This window comes from Sphingomonas sp. SP1 (genome assembly GCF_058313395.1).
In genome coordinates this window covers 556,422-577,436 of the sequence record NZ_JBZFLC010000001.1, presented here as the reverse complement: position 1 = coordinate 577,436, position 21,015 = coordinate 556,422, and the positions used below count along the sequence as shown (strand labels likewise).

Annotated in this window: 24 protein-coding genes; 10 read left to right on the top strand and 14 right to left on the bottom strand. The window is 66.8% G+C overall.

What is annotated here, in order from left to right:
• Window positions 1-55: 55 nt before the first annotated feature.
• From AC4GYS_RS03020 to AC4GYS_RS03005, 4 genes are all read left to right on the top strand, one after another.
• Window positions 56-1,582 (top strand): DEAD/DEAH box helicase, encoded by a 1,527-nt coding sequence (locus AC4GYS_RS03020; protein WP_491107626.1) that lies wholly within the window; start codon window positions 56-58, stop codon window positions 1,580-1,582.
• A 74-nt stretch (window positions 1,583-1,656) separates the two neighbouring features.
• On the top strand, window positions 1,657-2,163 hold the full coding sequence (locus tag AC4GYS_RS03015; RefSeq protein ID WP_491107625.1) for a DUF2141 domain-containing protein: 507 nt from the start codon (window positions 1,657-1,659) through the stop codon (window positions 2,161-2,163).
• Window positions 2,164-2,254: 91 nt separating this feature from the next.
• Entirely contained in the window at window positions 2,255-4,771 is a 2,517-nt protein-coding gene (gene gyrB / locus AC4GYS_RS03010; protein WP_491107624.1) for a DNA topoisomerase (ATP-hydrolyzing) subunit B, read from the top strand.
• Between the two features lie 34 nt (window positions 4,772-4,805).
• Window positions 4,806-5,576 (top strand): endonuclease/exonuclease/phosphatase family protein, encoded by a 771-nt coding sequence (locus AC4GYS_RS03005; protein ID WP_491107623.1) that lies wholly within the window; start codon window positions 4,806-4,808, stop codon window positions 5,574-5,576.
• On the opposite strand, the gene rpoN is transcribed toward AC4GYS_RS03005, so the two are convergent.
• From rpoN to AC4GYS_RS02980, 5 genes are read right to left on the bottom strand one after another with little or no spacing between them, the layout of a single operon-like run.
• Complete coding sequence (gene rpoN / locus AC4GYS_RS03000; RefSeq protein WP_491107622.1) at window positions 5,573-7,012, bottom strand: RNA polymerase factor sigma-54; 1,440 nt, start codon at window positions 7,010-7,012, stop codon at window positions 5,573-5,575. The genes AC4GYS_RS03005 and rpoN overlap by 4 nt on opposite strands.
• Before the next feature lie 12 nt (window positions 7,013-7,024).
• Window positions 7,025-7,798: an LPS export ABC transporter ATP-binding protein gene (gene lptB / locus AC4GYS_RS02995; RefSeq protein ID WP_491107621.1), complete on the bottom strand. Its 774-nt coding sequence runs from the start codon at window positions 7,796-7,798 to the stop codon at window positions 7,025-7,027.
• Between the two features lie 10 nt (window positions 7,799-7,808).
• Window positions 7,809-8,342 (bottom strand): LptA/OstA family protein, encoded by a 534-nt coding sequence (locus AC4GYS_RS02990; RefSeq protein ID WP_491107620.1) that lies wholly within the window; start codon window positions 8,340-8,342, stop codon window positions 7,809-7,811.
• A gap of 5 nt (window positions 8,343-8,347) precedes the next feature.
• A complete protein-coding gene (lptC, locus tag AC4GYS_RS02985; protein ID WP_491107619.1) occupies window positions 8,348-9,070 on the bottom strand; it encodes an LPS export ABC transporter periplasmic protein LptC in 723 nt (240 codons plus the stop codon).
• A complete protein-coding gene (locus tag AC4GYS_RS02980; RefSeq protein ID WP_491107618.1) occupies window positions 9,063-9,683 on the bottom strand; it encodes a ribonuclease D in 621 nt (206 codons plus the stop codon). The genes lptC and AC4GYS_RS02980 overlap by 8 nt, the downstream gene beginning before the upstream one ends.
• Before the next feature lie 228 nt (window positions 9,684-9,911).
• On the opposite strand from AC4GYS_RS02980, the gene AC4GYS_RS02975 reads away from it, so the two are divergent.
• The 3 genes from AC4GYS_RS02975 to AC4GYS_RS02965 all read left to right on the top strand — a co-directional run bounded on the left by AC4GYS_RS02975 (window position 9,912) and on the right by AC4GYS_RS02965 (window position 12,699).
• On the top strand, window positions 9,912-10,763 hold the full coding sequence (locus AC4GYS_RS02975; protein WP_491107617.1) for a cold-shock protein: 852 nt from the start codon (window positions 9,912-9,914) through the stop codon (window positions 10,761-10,763).
• Between the two features lie 179 nt (window positions 10,764-10,942).
• Window positions 10,943-11,671 carry a methyltransferase domain-containing protein gene (locus tag AC4GYS_RS02970; RefSeq protein ID WP_491107616.1) on the top strand — a complete coding sequence of 243 codons (729 nt, stop codon included), beginning with the start codon at window positions 10,943-10,945 and terminating at the stop codon, window positions 11,669-11,671.
• Complete coding sequence (locus AC4GYS_RS02965; protein ID WP_491107615.1) at window positions 11,668-12,699, top strand: polysaccharide deacetylase family protein; 1,032 nt, start codon at window positions 11,668-11,670, stop codon at window positions 12,697-12,699. The genes AC4GYS_RS02970 and AC4GYS_RS02965 overlap by 4 nt, the downstream gene beginning before the upstream one ends.
• A gap of 29 nt (window positions 12,700-12,728) precedes the next feature.
• Here the strand turns inward: AC4GYS_RS02965 and AC4GYS_RS02960 are convergent, their stop codons facing one another.
• The 6 genes from AC4GYS_RS02960 to AC4GYS_RS02935 all read right to left on the bottom strand — a co-directional run bounded on the left by AC4GYS_RS02960 (window position 12,729) and on the right by AC4GYS_RS02935 (window position 16,742).
• Entirely contained in the window at window positions 12,729-13,859 is a 1,131-nt protein-coding gene (locus tag AC4GYS_RS02960; protein ID WP_491107614.1) for a GNAT family N-acetyltransferase, read from the bottom strand.
• Window positions 13,846-14,559, bottom strand: coding sequence for a glycerophosphodiester phosphodiesterase family protein (locus tag AC4GYS_RS02955; RefSeq protein ID WP_491107613.1), 714 nt, complete (start codon window positions 14,557-14,559; stop codon window positions 13,846-13,848). Before AC4GYS_RS02955 ends, AC4GYS_RS02960 begins: the two co-directional genes overlap by 14 nt.
• A complete protein-coding gene (locus tag AC4GYS_RS02950) occupies window positions 14,534-14,995 on the bottom strand; it encodes a RidA family protein (protein WP_491107612.1) in 462 nt (153 codons plus the stop codon). Before AC4GYS_RS02950 ends, AC4GYS_RS02955 begins: the two co-directional genes overlap by 26 nt.
• A 123-nt stretch (window positions 14,996-15,118) precedes the next feature.
• Window positions 15,119-15,880: an SDR family NAD(P)-dependent oxidoreductase gene (locus tag AC4GYS_RS02945; protein ID WP_491107611.1), complete on the bottom strand. Its 762-nt coding sequence runs from the start codon at window positions 15,878-15,880 to the stop codon at window positions 15,119-15,121.
• Complete coding sequence (locus AC4GYS_RS02940; protein WP_491107610.1) at window positions 15,877-16,494, bottom strand: HAD family hydrolase; 618 nt, start codon at window positions 16,492-16,494, stop codon at window positions 15,877-15,879. The genes AC4GYS_RS02945 and AC4GYS_RS02940 overlap by 4 nt, the downstream gene beginning before the upstream one ends.
• Entirely contained in the window at window positions 16,491-16,742 is a 252-nt protein-coding gene (locus AC4GYS_RS02935) for a DUF3572 family protein (protein WP_491107609.1), read from the bottom strand. The genes AC4GYS_RS02940 and AC4GYS_RS02935 overlap by 4 nt, the downstream gene beginning before the upstream one ends.
• 60 nt (window positions 16,743-16,802) lie before the next feature.
• On the opposite strand from AC4GYS_RS02935, the gene AC4GYS_RS02930 reads away from it, so the two are divergent.
• A complete protein-coding gene (locus AC4GYS_RS02930) occupies window positions 16,803-17,192 on the top strand; it encodes a response regulator (protein ID WP_491107608.1) in 390 nt (129 codons plus the stop codon).
• Between the two features lie 100 nt (window positions 17,193-17,292).
• Here the strand turns inward: AC4GYS_RS02930 and rpmG are convergent, their stop codons facing one another.
• Window positions 17,293-17,460, bottom strand: a complete 168-nt coding sequence (gene rpmG, locus AC4GYS_RS02925; RefSeq protein ID WP_294171859.1) for a 50S ribosomal protein L33 — start codon at window positions 17,458-17,460, stop codon at window positions 17,293-17,295.
• A gap of 184 nt (window positions 17,461-17,644) precedes the next feature.
• Between rpmG and AC4GYS_RS02920 the strand changes: the two genes are divergently transcribed.
• Window positions 17,645-17,950 (top strand): hypothetical protein, encoded by a 306-nt coding sequence (locus AC4GYS_RS02920; protein ID WP_491107607.1) that lies wholly within the window; start codon window positions 17,645-17,647, stop codon window positions 17,948-17,950.
• Window positions 17,951-17,989: 39 nt separating this feature from the next.
• Window positions 17,990-19,579 (top strand): cisplatin damage response ATP-dependent DNA ligase, encoded by a 1,590-nt coding sequence (locus AC4GYS_RS02915; protein ID WP_491107606.1) that lies wholly within the window; start codon window positions 17,990-17,992, stop codon window positions 19,577-19,579.
• Here AC4GYS_RS02915 and AC4GYS_RS02910 read toward each other — a convergent pair.
• The gene (locus AC4GYS_RS02910; protein WP_491107605.1) at window positions 19,576-20,094 is read right to left on the bottom strand and encodes a GNAT family N-acetyltransferase; all 519 of its coding nucleotides are present in this window, start codon (window positions 20,092-20,094) and stop codon (window positions 19,576-19,578) included. The two genes, AC4GYS_RS02915 and AC4GYS_RS02910, sit on opposite strands and share 4 nt — an antisense overlap.
• Window positions 20,084-20,986 (bottom strand): isoaspartyl peptidase/L-asparaginase family protein, encoded by a 903-nt coding sequence (locus tag AC4GYS_RS02905; RefSeq protein ID WP_491107604.1) that lies wholly within the window; start codon window positions 20,984-20,986, stop codon window positions 20,084-20,086. The genes AC4GYS_RS02910 and AC4GYS_RS02905 overlap by 11 nt, the downstream gene beginning before the upstream one ends.
• Window positions 20,987-21,015 lie beyond the last annotated feature (29 nt).

The window sequence follows — 21,015 nt, the reverse complement described above, 5'->3', positions numbered from 1 at the left end:
AATCACCCCGACCCGAGCGCTGCTGGCGCCTGGGCGATTTGCTTGTGGAAATCAGATGACTTTTGAACAACTCGGCCTGTCCCAGGCCCTGCTTGGTGCGCTTTCGGCCAAGAATTACAGCAAGCCGACGCCGATCCAGGCGCAGGCTATCCCGACCGTGCTGACGGGCCGCGACCTGCTGGGCATCGCCCAGACCGGCACCGGCAAGACCGCCGCCTTCATGCTGCCGTCGCTCGACCGGCTGGCCAAGAACCGGCCGCAGTTCCTGAAGCCGGGACAGATCCGCATGCTGGTGCTGGCGCCGACGCGTGAGCTCGCCTCGCAGATCGCGGCCAGCGCCGAGGCCTATGGCGCGCAGATGAAGGCGAGCGTCGGCGTGATCTTCGGCGGCGTCGCCAACCAGAAGAGCGTCCGCACCGTCAGTCGTGGGCTGGACGTGCTGGTGGCCACTCCCGGCCGGCTGCTCGACCTCGTCGACCAGCGCGCGCTCAGCCTGCGCGATCTTGAAATCCTGGTGCTGGACGAGGCCGACCAGATGCTCGACCTCGGCTTCATTCACGCGCTGAAGCGGATCGTGCAGCTGATCCCGGCCAAGCGGCAGACGCTGTTCTTCTCGGCGACCATGCCAAGGACGATCAAGAGCCTGGCCGACACCTACCTCACCAACCCGGCGGAAGTCGCGGTCACGCCGGTGGCGACCACGGCCGAGCGGGTCGAGCAGCAGGTGACCTTCGTCAACCAGGCCGAGAAGACCGCCTTGCTGACCCTGTTCCTGCAGACGCAGAAGATCGACCGGGCGCTGGTGTTCAGCCGGACCAAGCATGGCGCGGACAAGGTCGTTCGACTGCTGGCGGCGGCGGGGATCGCCAGCAACGCGATCCATGGCAACAAGAGCCAGCCGCAGCGCGAGCGGGCGCTGTCGCTGTTCCGGTCGGGCGAGGTGCCGATCCTGGTCGCAACCGACATTGCCGCGCGCGGGATCGACATCCCGGGCGTCAGCCATGTGATCAATTTCGATCTGCCCAACGTGCCGGAGCAATATGTCCACCGCATCGGTCGTACGGCGCGGGCCGGCGCGGACGGCATCGCCGTGGCGTTCTGCGCCGATGACGAGCGGGCGTATCTGCGCGACATCGAGAAACTGACCCGGCAGAAGGTCGACGTGGTGCCGCTGCCCGCCGGCTTCACCCAGGCGGTCGAGGCGATCAAGCGTCTGAAGCCGGAGCCCAAGCGCGCTCCCCAGCCGTCGCGCAACAACACCAAGCTGCGTCAGGGCCGCGGCCGCGACGCCGATCCGCGCCGTGACCAGCTTCCCCGCCACGACCCGCGGGCCGACATGCCGCGCGGCGACGAGCGGGTACATGGCCAGTCCCAGCCCCGCCATCCGCGCCCGGCCAAGGCGCACCCGCACGCCTATGGACGCCCGCAGGGCGAAGGGCGGACGGTGGCCAACCCGGCGCGGGCCGCGCAGGGAGGCCGCCCGTCGAGCGCCGGCCCGGGCCGGCCCGCCCAGGGTGGACGACCGGGCGGCAACGGCGGCGGTCGCGGCCGCGGCGGCCCGTCGCGGCAACGCTCCGCCTGAGGCTGGCCTAAAGCCGGTAGCAACGGGCAACCGAGCCGTATGTTCTTCCTCCTGCCTTCAAGAGGAGTAAGACCATGCGCTTCACCATCGTGGCTGCCGCCCTGTTGCTGTCCGCCTGCGGCTCGCAACCGGCCGAGACGAACAACGAGATCCTGACCGACGAGACCGCCATGAACGATCCCGCCACCAATCTGGGCATGGGGACGAACATGGCGGCCGGCGGCGCTGGGACCGTAACTGTCAACGTCAGCGGCGTTCGCGCCAACGGCGGGCCGGTGCTGGTCGCGCTGCAGCGCGAGGGCGATTTCGCCAAGCAGGCCGCCGCCTACACGGCCAAGGTCGACCCCACCGGCACCAGCGTGACGGCCACCATTTCGGGCGTGACGCCCGGAAGCTATGCCGCCGCCGTGGTTCAGGACACCAACAATGATGGCACCTTCACCATCGGCGAAACCGGACCGACCGAGCCGTTCGGGTTCAGCGGATCGGGCCAGAGCGGAGCGCCGACCTTCGGCCCGGCCGCGTTCGACGTGGCGGAGAATGGCGGATCGGCGACGGTGACGCTGTCGGGCGGCCAGTAACCCGCTAGCCGGCCGAACAGGATAAGCGGCAAGGCCTTCGCGTACGCGCGCATGCGCGTGACATCCGGGGCTTTGCCGCTATATCCTCTATATGGCCAGCGATCCCAATCAGAACAGTTACGGCGCCGACAGCATCAAGGTCCTCAAGGGGCTGGATGCGGTGCGCAAACGGCCGGGCATGTACATCGGTGACACCGACGACGGCTCGGGCCTGCATCACATGGTGTTCGAGGTGTCGGACAACGCCATCGACGAGGCGTTGGCGGGCCATTGCGACCGGATCCTCATCCAGCTTAATCCCGATGGCTCGGTCACGGTCGAGGACAACGGCCGCGGTATTCCGACGGGCATCCACGCGGAAGAGGGCGTGTCGGCAGCCGAGGTCATCATGACCCAGCTCCACGCCGGCGGTAAGTTCGAGAACACGTCCGACGACAACGCCTACAAAGTGTCGGGGGGCCTCCACGGCGTCGGCGTGTCGGTGGTGAACGCGCTGTCCGAGTGGCTGGACCTCACCATCTGGCGGGACGGCGAGGAGCACACCATGCGCTTCCGCCACGGCGATGCCGAAGCGCCGCTGCGCGTTGTCGGTCCCGCGCCCGAGGGCAAGAAGGGCACGCAGGTCACCTTCCTGCCCAGCCCGGCCACCTTCAAGATCACCGAATTCGACTTCGAGAAGCTGGAGCACCGCTACCGCGAGCTCGCCTTCCTCAATTCGGGCGTGCGGCTGGTGCTGGTCGACGCGCGCCATGAGGAGCGGGTCGAGCATGAGCTTTATTATGAGGGCGGGATCGCCGCGTTCGTGAAATATCTCGACCGGGCCAAGAACCCGCTGTTCCCCGATCCGATCGCCATTTCGGCGGTGCGCGACGGCATCGGCATCGACGTCGCGCTGGAATGGAACGACAGCTATTACGAGAACGTCCTCACCTTCACCAACAACATCCCGCAGCGTGACGGCGGCACCCACCTGGCGGCGTTCCGCGCGGCGCTGACCCGCACGCTCAACAATTATGCCGACCGATCGGGCCTGCTGAAGAAGGAAAAGGTCGGCCTGACCGGCGAGGACATGCGCGAGGGCCTGACCGCGATCGTCTCGGTCAAGCTGCCCGACCCGAAATTCGGCAGCCAGACCAAGGACAAGCTGGTCAGTTCGGAAGTCCGGCAGCCGCTGGAAAGCCTGATGGCCGACAAGCTGGCCGAATGGCTGGAGGAAAATCCGCAGCACGCCCGTTCGATCGTGCAGAAAGTGATCGACGCCGCGGCGGCTCGCGAAGCGGCCCGCAAGGCGCGCGAGGCGACCCGCAAGTCGGTGATGAGCGTTGCCTCCCTGCCGGGCAAGCTGGCCGACTGCCAGGAGAAGGATCCGGCCAAGTGCGAGCTGTTTCTGGTCGAGGGTGACTCGGCCGGTGGATCCGCCAAGCAGGGCCGCAACCGCCACAACCAGGCGATCCTTCCATTGAAGGGCAAGATCCTGAACGTCGAGCGGGCGCGGATGGACCGGATGTTGTCGTCCAAGGAAGTCGGCACGGTGATCCAGGCGCTCGGCACCGGCATCGCGACCGGGCTCGACCGCAGCGGCTTCGACCTCGACAAACTGCGTTATCACAAGATCGTGATCATGACGGACGCCGACGTCGACGGGGCGCACATCCGCACGTTGCTGCTGACCTTCTTCTACCGGCAGATGCCCGAGCTGATCGAGGCCGGGCACCTCTACATCGCCCAGCCGCCGCTCTACAAAGTCGCGCGGGGCCGGTCGGAAGTATATCTGAAGGACGATTCGCAGCTCGACGAATATCTCGTCGATGCGGGGCTCGACGGGCTGCAGCTGGAGACCGCCAGCGACGTTCGGCAGGGCGCCGACCTGCGCGCGCTGGTCGATCATGCCCGCCGGGTCCGCACGCTGATGCGCTATGCCCCCAAAAAGTATGATTCGACCCTGCTCGAGGCGCTGGCGCTGGCCGGCGCGCTCGATCCGGAACTGCCGCAGGACGGTCGTCGCGTCGCGATCGAACAGGTCGCGAGCTGGCTTCAGCAGGGCGATTCGGAAGGACAATGGTCCGGCGAGCTGGCGACCGAGGGCGGCTATCTGCTCAAGCGGTTGTGGCGCGGGGTCACCGACGTGACCATCGTCGAGCCGAGCTTCATCGCGTCGGCGGAGGCGCGCAAGCTTCACGCCCTGATGAAGGAACAGGTCGAGACCTACGCCCGGCCGTCCACGTTGCGCACGCTCAAGAAGGGTGCGCAGGCCGAAGCGGAGCCGACCGTCGGTCCAGGCGAGGGTGAAGAGGCGGTCGAGGTCGCTGCGGCCGACACCAAGGGCAAGCCGATTGCGATCACCCGGCCGAGCGAATTGCTGGACGCCGTGCTTGCCGCCGGCCGCAAGGGGTTGAGCATTCAGCGCTACAAGGGGCTGGGCGAGATGAACGCCGAGCAGCTGTGGGAAACCACGCTCGACCCCGCCAATCGCTCGCTGCTGCGGGTCGAGGTGGCGCAGGCCGATGTCGCGGACGAGATCTTCACCCGCCTGATGGGCGACGTGGTCGAACCCCGCCGCGAGTTCATTCAGGAGAATGCGCTTAGCGTCGCGAACCTGGACGTTTGAGGAACGCAGCCGAAGCGCTGGCGGTTAGCGAGCCGTGAGTTCTCACCCCATCACCGTTGCGTCCTACAACATGCGCAAGGCGCTGGGCACCGACCGGCGGCGCAATCCGCAGCGCGTGCTGGACGTGCTGCACGAGATCGATGCCGACGTGGTGGCCCTGCAGGAGGCGGACCGGCGGACCGGTGGGCGCGCGTCGGCGGTGCCGCATGAACTGATCGACACGCACGCCCGCTACAAGCCGGTGCCACTTGGCGTGAAGAACCGGCGAATCCTGGACCGCATGCCGAAGGTCGGCGCGCGGGTGGACGAGCTGCTGAACGTCGATACCCGCAACATCGGCTGGCACGGCAACGCACTGCTGGTGAAGCCGCATGTCGAGGTCATGGACGTGGCCGCGCTGGAGCTGCCGACGCTGGAGCCGCGCGGAGCGGTTCTTGCCGAGTTGCTGATCGGCGACCGGCCGCTGCGCGTCGTGGGATTGCATCTCGACCTGTCGGGGCTGTGGCGTCGGCGGCAGATGCGCGCGATCCTGAACGAGATCGCGGCCCGCCCGAACAAGATGCCGAGCGTGCTGATGGGCGATACCAACGAATGGCGTTCGGCCGCCGGCTGCCTGCGGGATCTGGACGGTCATTTCCGGATCGCGCCCACCGGCCCAAGCTTCCATTCGCGCCGGCCCGTGGCGGCGCTCGACCGGATCATCGTCGACAAGGAATTGCGGATCGAAGCTGCGGGGGTCCATCACAGCGCCTCGGCGCGGTTGGCCAGCGACCACCTACCGATCTGGGCGCGCCTGTCCTTCTAGGCCGCCTTGCCGGCAATCGCGCGCTGCCGGCGCCGCTGGATGCTGGAACCGATCCCGATCGCCTCGCGGTACTTGGCGACCGTTCGCCGGGCGAGATCGAAGCCCTGCGCTTTGAGCAGTTCCACCAGCGTATCGTCGGACAAGATGTCGGTTTCTGCCGCGATCAGCTTGCCGATCGCGGCCTTGACCGCCTCCGCCGACGCGCCTTCGCCACTGTCGGCTGCGACGCCTGAGCGGAAGAACCATTTCAGCTCGTAGAGGCCGCGGTCGCAAAGCAGATATTTGTTGCTGGTGACCCGGCTGACTGTGGATTCGTGCATTCCGATCGCCTCGGCCACCTTGGCGAGCGTCAGCGGCTTCAGCGCCGCTACGCCGTCGCGGAAGAAGCCGTCCTGCTGGGTCACGATCTCGCTTGCGACCTTGACGATGGTCCGCGCCCGCTGGTCGAGCGCGCGCACCAGCCAGTTGGCGCTTTGCAGCGATTCCGACAGCCAGGCGCGGCTTTCCTTGCTTTGGGGGCCGCTCTTGAGTTCGGCATAGTAGCGCCGGTTGACCAGCACGCGGGGCAGGTTGGCGCTGTTGAGTTCAACCGTGAAACCCTTGCCGACGGCGCGAATGATGACATCCGGTTCCGGAGCGCTGTCCGGCTCCGGCGCGAACCGGCAGCCGGGCTTGGGATCGTAGGCGCGCAGTTCGCGCACCATGTCGGTGAGGTCGTCGTCATCGACCCCGCAGATGCGCTTCAGTGCGGCCATCTGACCGCGCGCGAGCAGGTCGAGATTGTCGATCAATCGCGCCATGGCGGGATCGTAGCGATCGACGGCCTTGGCCTGGAGCGCCAGGCATTCGGCGAGCGAGCGGGCGCCGACCCCGGGGGGATCGAAGGATTGCACGAGGTTGAGCCCGCGCTCCGCGTCGGCCAGCGACACGTCCGCCGAGCGGGCAATGTCGTGAAGCGAGGTCTGCAGCCAGCCGGTCTCCTCCAGTTCATGGATGATGGCTTCGGCCGCGCGCGCCGCCGCGCCGCCTTCGCCGGCGAGTTGCGCCATCAGATGTTCGCACAGACCGCTTTCGCACGAAGCCAGGCGATCGAAGTCGAAGGCCTCTTCCGCCTCTCCGCCAGTGACTTCATAGGCGCTGTCACTATCAAGTGCGGCCTCGGTCCAGTCGGCATCGAGCGCTTCCTCGCCGCGCGAAGCGAGTTCGTCCGCGCCCTGTGGGTCGGGCGCATCGTCGCCGACCTCCCGGTCCTCACGGACAACCACGGACTCGTCGCTGCGCGCGACTTCGAGCAGGGGATTCTTGGCGACCTCCTCGGCGATCACCGCTTCGATCTCGAGATTGCTGAGCTGGAGAAGCTTGATCGCCTGCTGCAGCTGCGGCGTCAGGACCAGCGACTGGGAGGCTCGAAGGTGCAGGCCGGGCGCGAGGCTCATGCCCTCGATATCCTAGAGCGCGAAGCTCTCGCCGAGGTAGAGCCGGCGGACGTCCGGGTCCGCCACCAACGCCTCGGGGCTGCCTTGGAAGAGGACCTGGCCGTCGTAGATGATGCAGGCGCGGTCAACGATATCGAGTGTTTCGCGGACATTATGGTCGGTGATCAGCACCCCGATGTCGCGGCTCTTGAGGTCTTTGACCAGATCGCGAATGTCCGAAATGGAGATAGGATCGATGCCGGCGAACGGTTCGTCCAGCAGCATGATCTTGGGTTCGGCAGCAAGCGCGCGGGCGATCTCGCAGCGGCGCCGCTCGCCACCGGACAGGGCCATGGCGGGCGCATCGCGCAGGGCGGTCAATCCGAACTCGGACAGCAGCTGCTCCAGCCGGTCTCGCCGCGCCTGCTTGTCGGGCTCGGCCACTTCCAACACGGCAACGATGTTTTGCGCCACAGTCATTCCGCGAAAGATGCTGGTTTCCTGCGGCAGGTAGCCGAGCCCCAGGATCGCGCGGCGGTACATGGGAAGGCCGGTGATGTCGCGCCCGTCGAGCAGGATGCGCCCCGCGTCGGGCTTCACCAGGCCCATGACCGAATAGAAGCAGGTCGTCTTGCCCGCCCCGTTCGGTCCGAGCAGGCCGACCACTTCGCCCCGGTGCACGGAAAGCGAGACATCGTGCAGCACCTGGCGCTTGTCATAGGCCTTGGCGATCGAGTGAACCTCGAGGCCGCGCACCTCCGTGGCCGCGGGAATCGCGGCGTCGGTCGAGATGCGGGTGTCGAGCATTGGTCCGCGCTCAGCTTCCGCGCTGAGGCACGGTGAAGCGGCCAGTCACCCGTCCGCCGCTCTGGCCCACGCCTGCCGGGCCGCCGTCGATCACCGCGCGGCCGCTATTGAGGTCGATCACCAGCCGGTTGCCGTTGACCACGCTGTCGCCGCGGTTGAGCTGGACGTCGCCGATGAGGGTGATGAGCTTGCGGTTGAGGTCGTAGACCCCGAAGCTGCCACGCGCGGTTTCACTCGGCGAGCGGACGGTTACTCCACCGGCCGCGTCCAGGCGATCGATCTCGATCCCACCGGCACTGCTGTAGTTGATGGTCAGGCGCGCCGTTTCCAGGGTCAGCTCTTCCTGCCGGACGCGCACGTTGCCCGACATGATCGCCCGGTCGGCGCGGTCCTGCACCTCAATCCGATCGGCCGCCACATCCACCGGTGCATTGCTGTTGTGCCCCTTGAGCGCCGATACGGGCTCGCGCGCCTGCTGCGCCAGCGCGGCAGACCCTAGCCCGGCCGAAGCGAGCGCGAACGCAACGAGAAAAGCTTGCCCCATGGACCTCATCTGACCGCCCCTTGCCGGATTTTCAACCGTGCACCGCCATCAAGCACGATGGTCCGGGCGCCGAGGTCGGCGCGCACCCGGGCCGCCTGGAACTCGCCGAGCTCGATCCGGCCGCTCACCCCGCCGTCGAGGCCGAGCCGCTGCGCGCGCAGGTCGCCGGCGACACCGCCCGCCGCAACGCCGCCTTCGTCCCCCGATCCCGTGGCGGAACCGCCGGTAACCGTGCGTTTCTTGAGATCGACCAGGACGTTCTGGCTGACCAGTTGCTCCCCGTCCGGACCGTTGACGCGGACCGGCCCGACGATCTGCACCTGTTGCCGGTCGAGGTTGTAGCGGCCCTGATCGGCCCGGATGGTCGCGGGGCCGTTCTCCAGCCCGAGCCGCGCAAACATGCCCCGGATGTCGACGATCGGCGCATCCGACGAACGCTGCAGCGCCCGGTCGGCCTGGATGATGAACGGCTGTCCCTTGTCGTCCCGCCCGGAGTAGCGCGCGGATTCGACGCGCATCCGTTCCGGCGCGCTGTCGACTTCGTTCTTGTCGAGAATGAAGCTGACCTCCTGTTGCTTGGTCAGCGGCGCCATCAGCAGAAAGGCGGCGAGCACCCCCACCGCGCTCGGCAGGCCGACCTTGAGCAGGCGCACCAGCCGGTCGTGCCGGCTGCCGGGCTCGGCCCAATGTTCCTGTTCCTCACGCTGATGGATGGCGGCTTCAGACATGGGCGAAGATGTCCTGTTCCGGCCAGCCGGCAAGGTCCAGCAGCGCCCGGTGCGGCAGGAAGTCGAAGCAGCCCTGGGCCAGCGCGGTGCGGCCTTCGCGGGCCAGCCGCTCGTCGAGCTTTTCCTTCAAGGCATGAAGATAGCGAACGTCGCTGGCAGCATAGTCGCGCTGCGCGTCGTTGATGTCCGGCGCACCCCAGTCGCTGGTCTGTTGCTGCTTGTTGAGATCCTGGCCGAGCAGTTCCTTGACCAGTTCCTTCAGGCCATGGCGATCGGTGTAGGTCCGGACCAGCCGCGACGCCGTGCGGGTGCAATAAAGGGGGGCGGCCATGATCCCGAGATAATGCTGCATGATGGCAATGTCGAAGCGGGCGAAATGATAAAGCTTCAGCCGGGCCGGATCGCCGAGCAGAGCCTTGAGGTTGGGCGCGCGATAATCGCTGCCGGGCGAGAAGCGGACCAGATGCTCGTCACCGTTTCCGTCCGACAGCTGCACGAGACACAGCCGGTCGCGGCCCGGGTGAAGGCCCATCGCCTCGGTGTCGACCGCGATCGGGCCGGGCCCGAACAGGTCGGTGCCGGGCAGGTCTTCTTCGTGGAAATGGATGGCCATGATGCTCCTATTGGGGTGCGGACGCCCCGCGCTCAACCCGCCTCTGTGCGGAGCCCGCTTAACCCGCCCTTGCTCGGCATGCCAGGAATCGGCTGGAGCAAGGGTGGTTTTTCGGCTAAGTGATTCGAATGGTGCGTGTGTCTCCTTGGCGCGCGCCCGTGACCGGTTGCGCCGTTGAGCCCAGCGCGTTGGTTTGAATCGTTTAGGGCGACAGGAAGTACGGACTGCATGGGTTACGATCGAGGGCGCAAGGGTGATCGCGGTGGGCGCGGTCGCGACAAGGGTGGTGATTTCGGCGGCGGTGGCGGCGGTGATTTCTACGGCGGCGGAGACCGGGGCGGTTTCGGCGGCGGCGGCGACCGCTTCGGCGGTGGCGGCGGTGGTTTCGGCGGCGGTGATCGCTTCGGCGGCGGCGGCGGCGGCGGTTATCGCGGCGGTGGCGGCGGCGGCTTCGGCGGCGGCGATCGTTTCGGCGGTGGCGGCGGTGGTGGTCGCTTTGGCGGCGGCGGCGGCGGCGGGTTCCGCGGCGGCGGCGGCGGCGGCGGGGGAATGCCTCCGCAGGTCGTCGGCGAAGGCAAGGGCGTGGTCAAATTCTTCAATCCCCAGAAGGGCTTCGGCTTCATCGTACGCGATGACGGCGGCGAAGATGTGTTCGTCCACATCTCGGCGGTCGAGCAGGCCGGTCTCACCGATTTGGCCGACGGTCAGCCGCTTGAGTTCACGCTGGTCGATCGTGGCGGCCGGGTTTCGGCCACCAACCTCAAGATCGACGGCGAGCCGATGGCGGTGGAACGCAGTGGCGGAGGCGATCGCGACTCGGCCGGCGGTGGTGCCGGCGGTCCGCAGCGCCAGCTGACGGGCGAAAAGGCCAGCGGCACGGTCAAGTTCTTCAACGCCATGAAGGGCTTCGGCTTCATCCAGCGCGATGACGGCCAGCCGGATGCATTCGTCCACATTTCGGCCGTCGAGCGCGCGGGCATGCCGTCGCTCAACGAAGGCGACCGGCTGGAGTTCGAGTTGGAGGTCGACCGGCGCGGCAAGACCGCGGCGGTGAACCTGCATCCGCTGCAGCCGGAGTAGGCTTTCTCGCGAACGCGAGGGCGGAAGGGCCTGTCGGAGTGATCCGGCAGGCCTTTTCCGTTTGGGCGCAGGTGGTTCTCAGCGAGCCGGGGAGATTACGCCCCATGCGGCTTGCAGGGCATCATGCGTTGCGGCAGCAAGCGTCAATGCGGCGAAAAAGGTCCTAAAGGTTGCGCACGGTGGGGACGGAAGCCCGGGCAAGTCTGCTGACGCGCGGGCGGAGGGCCGCCCGACGGCTGCTCGGTCGTGGACGGCCGGGCGTCGGCCAAGTGCGGTGGGGCGACCTGGGGCGGGCCACTCCGATCGATCGAAACTTCGGCTATGATCGCGGCGGGCCGATCGACCGCTTCTACATCGAGGCGTTCCTGAAGCGACATGCGGCCGATGTGCAGGGCCATGTGCTGGAGGTGAAGGACAGCGGCTATACGCGGCTGCTGGGCGGAGAGCGCGTGACCAGGGGCGACGTGCTCGACATCGACGACGCGAACCCCGAGGCCACCATCGTCATCGACCTCAACGACGCCGCAGCACTGCCGAGCGATGTGTTCGACTGCATCATCCTGACCCAGACGCTGCAATTGATCTTCGACTTCGACAAGGCGTTGGCGGACTTGCAGCGGAGCCTGAGGCCGGGCGGCGTGTTGTTGCTGACGGTTCCGGGGCTGACGCCCGTGCGCACCCGGACGATGACCTGGTATTGGAGCTTCACCGAACTGTCGATCGCGCGCCTGCTGGAGAAGCATTTTCCTGCCCGTGTCACGGACCTCGTGACGTTCGGCAACCTGCGGTCGGTCACCGCTTTCCTATATGGGCTTGGAGCAAGCGAGCTTCCCGCCGAAGAGCTGGAACGACAGGACCTCGACTATCCCATGATCATCGGCGCGCGCGCGGTGAAGTCGGGGACATGATCGGGCCAGGCCGGATTGTGAAGCGTGCCGCGCAGGTCGCCCGGAGGGTCAGGTCACGCGCTGTGATCCTGATCTATCATCGGATCGCCCCGATGCAGAACGACCCGTGGCGGCTGATCGTCACGCCCGCGAATTTTGCCGACCAGTTGAACATGCTGCGGGCATCGGGCGCGCGGATCGTCCATATCTCGCAATTGGCGCGCGAAGTGGCGGAGCGGCGGACGGTCAAGGGAACGGTGGCCGTCAGCTTTGACGATGGATATGCCGACAACCTGCACGAAGCGCGCCCGTTGCTGGAGCGATTTTCGATCCCGGCGACGCTGTTTGCTACCTCCGGTTACATCGACGGCATCGATGAATTCTGGTGGGACACGCTTGAACGGGTGTTCCTGACGCCGGGCGAGTTGCCCGCCAGCCTCCGGATCGATGCGCCAGAGGGCCAGCGCGAGTTCCATCTCGGCAAGGATGCCCGGCTGACCCCGGACGGTGCGGAGCGGCACGCGAAATGGCAACCGTTCGCCTCGCCGCCGACCGCGCGTCATCGGGTGCATGATGAGCTCTGGACACTGCTCGTCTCCCTGGAACCGGTGCAGCGATCACGGATTGTCGCGCAGTTGCAGGCGTGGGCCGGGGTGGATCGGCAAGCCAGACCGTCGCACCGGGTCCTGACCAGCAGCGAACTGCGCCAGCTGGCCGGGGACGATCTGATCGAGATCGGGGCGCATAGCGTCACGCATCCCGGGCTTGGCATGATGCCTGCCCATATTCGCCGACAGGAGCTGGAGGGCAGCAAGTCCCAGCTCGAGGCGATGCTGGGGCGGCCGGTCCGAGGAATGTCATTCCCGCAGGGCCGATCGTCGCCCGAGGTTCAGCGTGAGGCCCTAGCGGCAGGCTTTGCGTTCGCCTGCGGGTCGATGAACGAGGCGGTCACCGTCCGATCGAGCATCACCCATCTGCCGCGGCTGTCGGCGCGGAACTGCAACGGCGAAAAGCTGAAAAGGTTGATCGGACAGCATCTCCCGATTTGACGCGGCGGGGACGTGCCTGCGCTGGGGCGTCAGTCCGGGCGCCGGAAGGGAAGCTCGTCACGAAGTGCTTCCAGTTCGAACGCAACCGCTGTGCGTTCCTCCTCCACGAAGCGCTCAACCGCTTCCCGGAAAGCGGGGTGGGGGATGAAGTGGGCCGAGCGAGTGACGACCGGCTCGTAGCCCCGGGCCAGCTTATGCTCGCCCTGCGCGCCTGCCTGCACGCTGGCGAGGCCATGAGCGCAGGCCCACTCGATCGCCTGATAGTAACAGAGTTCGAAGTGGAGAAAGGGCACGTCCTCGGTGCAGCCCCAATAACGGCCGTAAAGCGTGTCGGCGCCGATCCAGTTGAGGGTGCCGGCGATCGGATGGCCGTCGCGCAGGGCGAGCAGCAGCAGGATCCGGTCACCCATGCTGTCCCCCGCCAGGTCGAAGAAGGCGCGGGTGAGGTAGGGGCGGCCCCATTTGCGGCTGCCGGTGTCCTGGTAGAAACGCCACATGGCGTCCCAATGCTCGGGACGGATTTCCGCGCCGCGCAAAGCGACAAACTCAAGGCCGGCCCTTGCTGTTGCCCGCTCCTTCCTTACCGCCTTGCGCTTGCGGCTGCTGAGGGCGGCGAGGAAGTCGTCGAAGCTGCCGTAGCCACGATTGAACCAGTGATATTGGAGGCCCTCGCGGATCAGCCACTGCCGATCCGAGAACAGCGGCACCTCGTCTTCGGCAATGAACGTGGCATGGGCTGAGGACAGCCCGTTCTGGCGCACGATCGTTTCGACTGCCGCCAGCAGGGCTTGCGGCCGATCGCCCAATAGCCGTCGACCAGGGACAGGCGTGAAGGGGATGGCGATCTGCAACTTCGGATAATATTCGCCCCCCGCCCGGCGCCATGCATCGGCCCAGCCGTGATCGAACACATATTCACCCTGGCTATGGCTCTTGAGATAGGCGGGCGCGGCCGCCGCCAGCTCCGCGCTGTCCTCGATCAGGATCGGCAAGGGGGTCCAGCCGCTACGCTCTCCGACGCTGTTCGAGCCTTCGAGCGCGGACAGGAAGGCGTGGCTCAGGAACGGATCGCCTGATCCCGCCAGCCGATCCCAATGGGCGGCCTCGATGGAGGATATGTCGCTGCCGATCCGGGCGGTTACGGTCTCACGGTCGGCCATCGCCCTCCCAGATAAGTACGTCGGCGGCGTTTGCCAGCGCCTGGCGTTGGCAGCCGTCGATGATCGTCCAGGCCGCAACCGGCATGCCCGCGGCGCGCTCGGCCTGCACCCAGGATGCGATCGCGTCGTCCTGACGCAGGGCAAGGAAGGTCGGATCGGCGCGCTCCACCCACCACGCGGGGCGGTTTTCGCCGATGTTCTCCAGCAGCAGTCCCCGTGGCAGGTCGGGACGGTGTTGGCCGAACCAATGCCCCACCTCCGGCGAGAAGCTCATCACGCCGATCAGACCAGTGTAACCCGCGATGTGATTGGCGACCGTCTCGCTGAGGGTGTCGATATTTGGCACTGGCTTTAGTTCGAGCAGGAGCGGGACCCGGCCGCCCACCAGCGTGAGCAGGTCGCGCAGGGTCGGAATGCATTCTTCGCTGTCACCAAGCCGCTGGCCGCGAAGCTCGTCCGAGTGGAGAGTCGCGGTGTCGCTGGGCTGGCCGCACATGCGCGCGAGGTCGGGGTCATGGAACAGCACGACTTCCCCATCGCTCGACAGCCGGAGGTCGCATTCGATCCCGGCGCCAAGCTCCAGCGCCGCACGGAATGCCGCCATGCTGTTTTCGGGAACGCCGGCGCCGTGGAGCCCGCGATGGGCGAAGCCAAGCGGGTCGGCGAGCAGGAGGTCAGTCGCGGATGGCGACGACCGCATCCACTTCGACCGCGACGCCGAGCGGCAGCACCGGAACGCCGACCGCCGAGCGGGCGTGTCGCCCGGCCTCGCCAAACACGTCCTGCATCAGCTCGGACGCGCCGTTGGCAACCTTGGGCTGGTCGGTGAAATGGCCGGCCGAATTGACGAACACGCCGAGCTTGACGATCCGCTCCACCCGGTCGAGCGAGCCCAGCGCGGCCCTGATCTGGGCCAGCAGCATGATTCCGCAGCGGCGAGCGGCGGCCTGCCCGGCAGCGAGGTCAACGTCTTCGCCGAGCCGTCCGGTGATCAGGCTGCCGTCCTCGGCAAAGCTGATCTGGCCGGATATGTGAAGAAGCCCATTCGCCTCCACCGCCGGAACGTAGGACGCAACCGGAGCCGCTGGCTCCGGCAGGGTGATGCCGAGTTCGGCGAGACGGGTATCGATGCTCATGAAACTTTCGGTGGCCTTTGCCTTCCCGGCGGTCAAGAGCTCGTTCGTCCTAAGGGCACGCCCGCCAGTGTCGAGGTCGAAGGGCGTTGCCCAAGAACGCCCTTTGACTTCGCTGCGCTACGCTCAGGACGAACGGAGCTCCTCCTTCCTGGTGACGCTGAAGCCGGCAAAGCTTTGACTGGTCGGCATCAATTCGAGCGTGTTGATGTTGAGATGCGGGGGCAGGGTGGCGACCCACCAGATGGTCTGGGCAAGGTCGTCGGCCGTCATCGGATCCATGTCGGCATAAAGCTGGTCCGAAGCCGCTTGGTCGCCTCCGGTTCGGACCAGGGTGAATTCGGTTTCGGCCATGCCGGGCTCAATCGACGTCACGCGAACGCCGGTTCCGGCAAGATCGCAGCGCAGGTCGAGGCTGAACTGGCGCACAAAGGCCTTGGTCCCCGCGTAAACGGCGCCGCCCCGGTACGGATAGGTCGCTGCGACGGAGGACAGGTTGATGACAGCGCCCTTGCGCTCGATCAGTTTGGGGAGCAGCGCGCGGGTGAGCGCCACCAGGCCGGTGATGTTCGTTTCAATGACCTGGTCGAGCCGGTCCCATTCCTGCTCGTGCAGCGGATTCGCCGGCGGAGCGAGACCCGCGTTGTTGAGGAGGAGATCAAGCTCGCCCCACTCGCCGCTCAGCTGATTGAGCGAGTCGAGGCCAGCCAGGTCGCGCATGTCGATCTCCAGCGGCAGGAAGCTGCTGCCCAGTTCGTCCTGAAGCGCGCGAAGACGATCGCCCCGCCGGCCGGTGCCGATCACTCGCCAGCCATTGCCGGCAAACAGCCGGGCACTGGCCGCGCCGATGCCGGCGGTCGCCCCGGTGATGAGGATGGTCTTTGTCATGCGGCGTCCTGCAGGCGGTCGAGGATCCAGGGTGTAGCGGTCGCCCAGTCGTCGATTCGGGCATGTGCGTGTTCGGCCGTTTCCGTGACTGCGGCCAGGCGCGGCTCAGCGATCATGTGCAGGCGGTACGTATCGGGAGAATATTTGGCGACGGACGTGTGGTGAACGGCAAGGTCGTCGACGAACAGGCTGCGCTGGGCGCCGTGCCGTTCGACCAATCGCCGCAACGGCTGGCCCTTGCCACCCTGATTGCACACCACTTCATGACGGATGCCATGGGTCGCCAGCTGGTCGACCCGCCAGGGCTGGGCGACGTCCGGCAGGTTCGTCAGAATGACGATGTCCGCAACTTCGCCCACTGCGCCAAGGGCTTCGATCGCGCCCGGGACGAGCGTCTGCCGATGCATTTCCGTCCGGAAGAAGCCGCCGAGATGTTCCCACACCTGATCCTTGGGGACCGGTTCGCCATTGGTCCGGTATCTGAGGGCCGTGGCGAGGTCGCCATGTTCGGGTTGGAAGTCGATTGCGTGCGCTTCTCCGAGCCAGTCGGAGAAATGGGACACCATGTGCAGGAGGACTTCGTCGCAATCGGTGACGAGCAGGGGCCGGGTCATGCCTCGAGAGCGCTCCGCGCCGCGACCAGTTCCTCGGGCTTCAGGGCGAGTTCGTCGGCGACGGCCACAAGGTCGGGTTCGTGGGCTTCCAGGAAGCGCAACACTTCTGCCAGCATGAGCGGATCGGCGGCGCCCGCGCGAAGCTCGTCCGCGGTCAGGCCCGACAGCGCGAGCAACCGCTCGGCCCTTGCCGAGTCCCGAAGCGTGACAGCAAGAGCCTGCAAGGCAACGATTGCCGGTTCTGGCACGTTTGTGGCGGTTCTGATCATGGCGTATGCTATGGTTGCGGCTTGATGGGAGCGGATTGCTTGGCCAGGATCCTGGTTGTCGAGGACAATGCGCTGAACATCAAGCTGTTCTGCGACCTCCTTGCTGCGCATGGCCATGAGCCGCATGCGGTGACCGACAGCCGTGAGGCGTTGGAACGAGCGCAGGCGGTCGCGCCCGAACTCATTATCACCGACATTCAGTTACCGCACGTCAGCGGACTGGAGCTGATCGGTCACTTTCGCGCCGATCCGGACCTGCAGCAGGTGCCAATCATGGCGGTGACCGCTTATGCCGGCGCAGGCGATGAAGACCGGGTCCGTGCAGCCGGAGCGTCGGCCTATGTGTCGAAGCCAATTTCGGTGATGCGGTTCGTCGAAGAGGTGACCGCGCTGCTGGCGACGAACGGCGAGCCGGTCCCGGCAAACTAGAGCCGCACAAGAAAGGGCGCCAATGGCGCCCTGAGCCGCTGCCGCGGCATTTCCTGCTGGGTCCCGGATCAGAGTCCGGGATGACGAGCTGAGAGGGTCGTTACTTAATCTTCGCTTCCTTGAACTCGACGTGCTTGCGCACGACCGGGTCGTACTTGCGGAAGCTCATCTTCTCGGTCTGGTTGCGCGGGTTCTTCTTGGTTACATAGAAGAAGCCGGTGTCGGCCGTGCTGACGAGCTTGATCTTGACGGTTGCCGGCTTGGCCATCGTTCCAGTCCCGATTGTGTCACAAAAAACAAAGAGCGGCGAAAGCCGCCGCTCGGTCCGGCGCTCCATGACGCCCCGGCTCCGCCTTGTCAAGAAGTTGCGGCCGTCTTCCCTTTGTCACCGGGACTTAGGAGGGCCTTAACCTTCGTTGCTCATCCTGCCGGAGATAACGGAGGGTGAGTGCATGGCCGAATCGGTGAAGGGATTGAGCCGCGATCTCAGCCATTGCCTGCGCGAAATCAACGGCCGCGCCGATCGCCTGTCCCCGCTCGATATCCACGCTCGCATGGACGCCATCCGTGAGCTTGCTGCACGGGACGGCTTGAGCGGACTGGAGGCGCTGGCGAGGCAGTCGGCCCAGCTTGCCCTGCTGCCCGGGTGCAGGGTGGCCACCGCCGAATGCCTTGCGCACCTGGACGATGCGCTGGCGGCCGCGACGCCGCAGCAGCGCCAGGCGGTGCTGGCAGCGGTGGCCGTACGGCTGCACTAGGTTCGGAAACGAAACGGCCGCTCCGCGCATTGAGCGGCCATGCGCGCCTTTTCCCAGCTTCTCGACGCGCTGGTCTATACCCGCAGCCGCCTCGCCAAGCTGAAGCTGATCGGCGACTATCTGAAGCGGACGCCGGACCCGGACCGGGGTTACGCGCTGGCGGCGCTGACCGGCACGCTCGACATCCCAGCGGTCAAGAGCGCAGTCATCCGCGGCCTTGCCGAAAGCCGGGTCGATCCGCTGCTGCTCCGGATGAGCCACAATTATGTCGGGGATCTGGCCGAGACGGTGTCGCTGCTGTGGCCCTCGCCCGAGGGTGAGCTGGACGACGGCACGATCACCATCACCGAAGCCATTACCCGGCTGCGTTCCGCGAGCCGGTCGGACGCGCCGGCCGAGCTGGCGCGGATGCTCGATCACCTGGACGCGTCCGGCCGTTTTGCCCTACTCAAGCTGGCGACCGGCGAGCTGCGCGTCGGTGTCAGCGCGCGCAATTCGAAGCAGGCATTCGCCGACGCGTTCGGCCTGGATGTCGAGGCCGTCGAGGAGGTCTGGCACGGGCTGTCGCCGCCGTATCTGGAACTGTTTGCCTGGGGTGAAGGGCGGGGCGAGCAGCCGTCGGTGCACGACGTGCCGGTGTTCCGCCCGTTCATGCTGGCCCACCCGCTGGAGGAGGGGAAGGTCGAGTTCAAGGACTATGTCGCCGAGTGGAAATGGGACGGCATCCGCGTGCAACTGGTCCATGCCGGCGGGCAGACCCGGCTGTACAGCCGGACCGGCGACGACATCACCGGCAGCTTTCCCGAGGTGGCGGCGGCATTCCAGACCCCCGGCGTCTTGGATGGCGAGCTGCTGGTGCGGGGGGCCGGCCAGGGGGCCGACGAGCATGGCGGCACGGCGGCGAGCTTCAACGCGCTGCAGCAACGGCTGGGGCGCAAGATCGTCAGCGCGAAGACGCAAAGTGAATATCCGGCGTTCGTCCGGCTGTACGATTTGCTGTTCGACGGCGCCGAGGATCTTCGCGAGCGGCCGTGGGAAGACCGGCGGGCGCGGCTGGAGGCGTTCGTGCCGCGGCTGGATGCCGAACGGTTCGACCTGTCGCAGCTGATCGCGGCCGCGAGCTTCGAGGAACTGGCCGAAATCCGATCGGGCGCGCGCGACGCCAGCATCGAGGGCATGATGCTGAAGCGACGCGATTCGCCCTATGTCGCCGGCCGCCGCGTGGGCCTGTGGTACAAATGGAAGCGCGATCCGCTGACCGCCGATTGCGTGGTGATGTATGCCCAGCGGGGATCAGGCAAGCGGTCCAGCTTTTACAGCGATTACACCTTCGGCTGCTGGGCCGAAGACGGGGAGCTTTTGCCCGTGGGTAAGGCCTATATGGGCTTCACCGATGAGGAGCTGAAATGGCTCGACCGGTTCGTGCGGCAGAACACGGTCAACCGCTTCGGGCCGGTGCGGGAGGTCGAGAAGACACTGGTGTTCGAGGTTGCGTTCGATTCGGTGCATTTGAGCAAGCGCCATCGCAGCGGGCTGGCGATGCGTTTTCCCCGGATCAGCCGAATCCGCCGGGACAAGCCGGCGCACGAGGCGGACCGGGTGGAAACGCTGCTGGGCATGGTGACTTAAAGCGTCTTCTCCAGCACGACGAATTCGAGGTCGTCGCGGATGGGTAGGCCGAAGCGCGGGTCGCCATACGGAAAGGGGCGACGCTCCCCGGTAAGCCGATAGCCGCGGCGCTCGTACCAGGCGATGAGTTCCGGGCGCTGCGCGATGACGGTCATCTCGATGCGTTGCGCAGCTAGAAGGTCACGGCCCCAGTTCTCAGCGGCGGAGAGGAGTTGCTTGCCGATGCCGCCGGCCTGTCGCGCCGGATCGACGGTCAGCATGCCGAGATAGCAAAGCCCGGCGCCCTTGTCGGTCAGGGCCACGCAAGCTGCGGGGCCGCTCCCATCCCGCCACATCAAAAGATGCTGCGAATCATCGGCAATCATCGCGGCAAGCGTCTCGAGATCGGTGCGCTGACCGCCGAGCAGGTCCGCCTCATGAGTCCAGCCTTGCTTGGCCGGGTCGCCGCGATAGGCGCGCTCGATCAGGGCGTGCAGCGCCGGGAGATCGGCCGGTGTCGCAGGTTCAAGCCTCATGCACCGCGACCTCGTGGCCCGCGGCACTGGCCTTGCCGCGATACATGCCGCGCGTGGTGAACCCCCACGCCGCTTCGCCGCGCGGCGACACGGCGATCAAACCGCCCGAGCCGCCCAGGGCGGTAATTTCGGCCAGCACGGCGTCGAGAGCGGTCTGCAGATCCTCACCCAGCATGCGCATTCGGGCCGTGATCTCGTGCGCGGCGGCGACGCGGATGAAATATTCGCCCGAGCCGGTCGCACTGATCGCCGCCGCACGGTCGTCGGCATAGGTGCCAGCGCCGATCAGCGGCGAGTCGCCGATCCGGCCCCAACGCTTGGCGGTCAGTCCGCCGGTCGAAGTGGCGGCGGCGACATGGCCGAACGAGTCCACCGCGACCGCGCCGATGGTGCCGTATTTGACGTCAGCGTCGAAGCCGCCGCCGCTGGCGAGGACCTTGTCAAGCTGGGCGCGCCGTTCGGGCGTCTGGAACCAGCTGGGGTCGACGGTTTCCAGCCCTTGTTCGCGGGCAAATTCTTCGGCACCGTCGAAGCTCAGCAGAACATGGGGGCTGTGCTCCATCACCGCGCGGGCGGCGCCGATCGGGGAGCGGATGGTGCGCAAGCCAGCGACTGCGCCGGCCGACCGCGTGCGGCCGTCCATGATCGCGGCGTCCAGTTCGATACGCCCGTCATGCGCAAGCACGCTGCCGCGGCCAGCGTTGAACGCCGGGTCGTCCTCCAGCACCCGCGCGGCGGCTTCGACCGCGTCCAGCGCGGCGCCGCCGGCGGCGAGAATGCGCTCACCGGCGAGAAGCGCTTGCCGCAGTCCCGCAAGGCCCGCCGCCTCTTCCGCACCGCTCAACTGCATGGCGCCGCAGCCGCCGTGGATCACCAATTGCCAATTTGTCATGCTTCCCGCCCTAGCCCGGACGATTCCGC